The 1,667-nt window shown below is 68.9% G+C and carries 2 protein-coding genes and 1 pseudogene; 1 reads left to right on the top strand and 2 read right to left on the bottom strand.

Annotated features, from left to right (window positions below; all coding sequences use genetic code 11):
• Both LQV45_RS30580 and LQV45_RS30575 read right to left on the bottom strand, forming a co-directional pair.
• Nucleotides 1-266: pseudogene (locus LQV45_RS30580) on the bottom strand (hypothetical protein); the annotation flags it as partial.
• A gap of 109 nt (nucleotides 267-375) precedes the next feature.
• Nucleotides 376-834 carry a hypothetical protein gene (locus tag LQV45_RS30575; protein ID WP_230011004.1) on the bottom strand — a complete coding sequence of 153 codons (459 nt, stop codon included), beginning with the start codon at nucleotides 832-834 and terminating at the stop codon, nucleotides 376-378.
• 243 nt (nucleotides 835-1,077) lie between these two features.
• Here LQV45_RS30575 and LQV45_RS30570 point away from each other — a divergent pair.
• A partial coding sequence (locus LQV45_RS30570) for a MerR family transcriptional regulator (RefSeq protein ID WP_230011001.1) occupies nucleotides 1,078-1,667 on the top strand: 590 nt, incomplete at its 3' end.

Genomic DNA, 1,667 nt, shown 5'->3' with positions numbered 1-1,667 from the left:
TGCCCCTCGGCGTCGGGCAGTACGGCATCGACCCAGTCATCCAGCTCCTCGCCCGTCACCGGCTCGTTGAGATGGGGGTCCTGGGGCAGGGCGGCGTCAGTGGTCGGCGGGGCGGCAGCCGAGGTCGATTCATCGTCCCAGTGGTCGGCGCTGTATTCATAGGCGCAGCCGGACAGGGCTGCCCCGAGAAATACCGCAACTGAAAGCACCACGGCGGCCGCCGGGGTGCGCCGTCGCGGCACCCTGCTCGCCGGCACAGTTGGCATACTTTGAGATTAGGGCGGCCCGGAATCAAACGCCAGAGGCCAAAGGTCCGGGTCGGACAGGCCTTCAGGGGGCGCCGGGCCGGACGCCACGGACCGGGCTGCGGCGGGGCTACTCGGACGACGCCAGGTGGTACGCGTAGAGAAGCGGGGCATCCACACTGGATGTGCTGAGCGTGACCTTGCCCGCGGCGGGCACTTTGATGCGGGCGGTTTCGCGGCTGCCGTTGCAGGCGGCTCCGGCTTCGGCGAGCTGGCTGCCGTCCAGGCTGACGGCGAAGAACGCCTTCCCGCCGCCGTCGCAGGTCATGGTCAAGGTGTAGGTGCCGGCGGGCACGCCGGACGCGGTCCGGACGATCGGATCCCGGTTCAGGATTTTTCCGGCATCCTCCAGCACTGTTCCCGGGGCGGAGGGCAGCGCGGTGGCCTTCCACGCCGGGACATCGGCGCCCTCAATCGAACCGGCCGGGGAACATGCCGCTGCAGCCAGTACGACGACGGCGGCGGCCACGCCGCTGAGCGTCCGCCGGGCCAGACGGGCGGCCAGGACGTGGGAGGAAGGGAAAACCATGCCTCAAACTTACCGTCTCGAAGGCTCCCCTCCGGCCGCGCCGACGTCCCGGGCACCCTCTCCCTGCGGGCCCTTGACTTTGACGCAGCGTCAAAGTTTAGAGTCGAAGCGATGGCTGGCAGCGATGGCTGGCAGCGATGGCCGGAAGCGACGACCGGAAGCGATGGCCGGAAGCAGCCGGTCGGCACGGTAACAGCGGGGGTCCGAGGAACGCGGGCCTCGAAGGAGCAGAAGGGTGGAGGCATGGACTGGTCCGTTCAGCAGATCGCGAAATTGGCCGGCACCACCGGCCGGACTTTGCGTCACTACGACGACATTGGCCTGCTCAGGCCGAGCCGCACCGGCAACAACGGCTACCGGTACTACGGCCAGGAATCCCTGGTCCGACTGCAGCGGATCCTGCTCCTGCGCGACCTGGGGCTCGGGCTGCCGGCGATCGCGGACGTGCTCGGCAACGAGGCGGACGCGGAGCATGCACTGGGCCGGCACCTGGCGTGGCTGCTGCAGGAACAGGACAGGCTGGGGCGGCAGATTGCCGCGGTCCGTCACCCCATTGAGGCATTGCAAACGGGAGGAAAGATCATGGCGGAGGAAATGTTCGACGGTTTCGACCACACCAAGTACCAGGAGGAAGTCCAGCAGCGGTGGGGCAAGGACGCCTATGCAAAGTCCGACGCCTGGTGGCGCAGCATGGGGGCCGGGGAGAAGGCTGCCTGGACGGAACAGTCCCGGCAGCTCGGTGCCGAGTGGACGGCTGCTGCGGCGTCGGGAGTCCCGGCGGACAACGCGCAGGCGCAGGACGTGGCCCGGCGCCACGTCGAATGGCGCAGGGG

The organism is Microbacterium sp. Bi128 (assembly GCF_918698205.1).
Note: the sequence above shows the minus strand (reverse complement) of the source record. Positions and strands in the feature narration are given on the sequence as shown.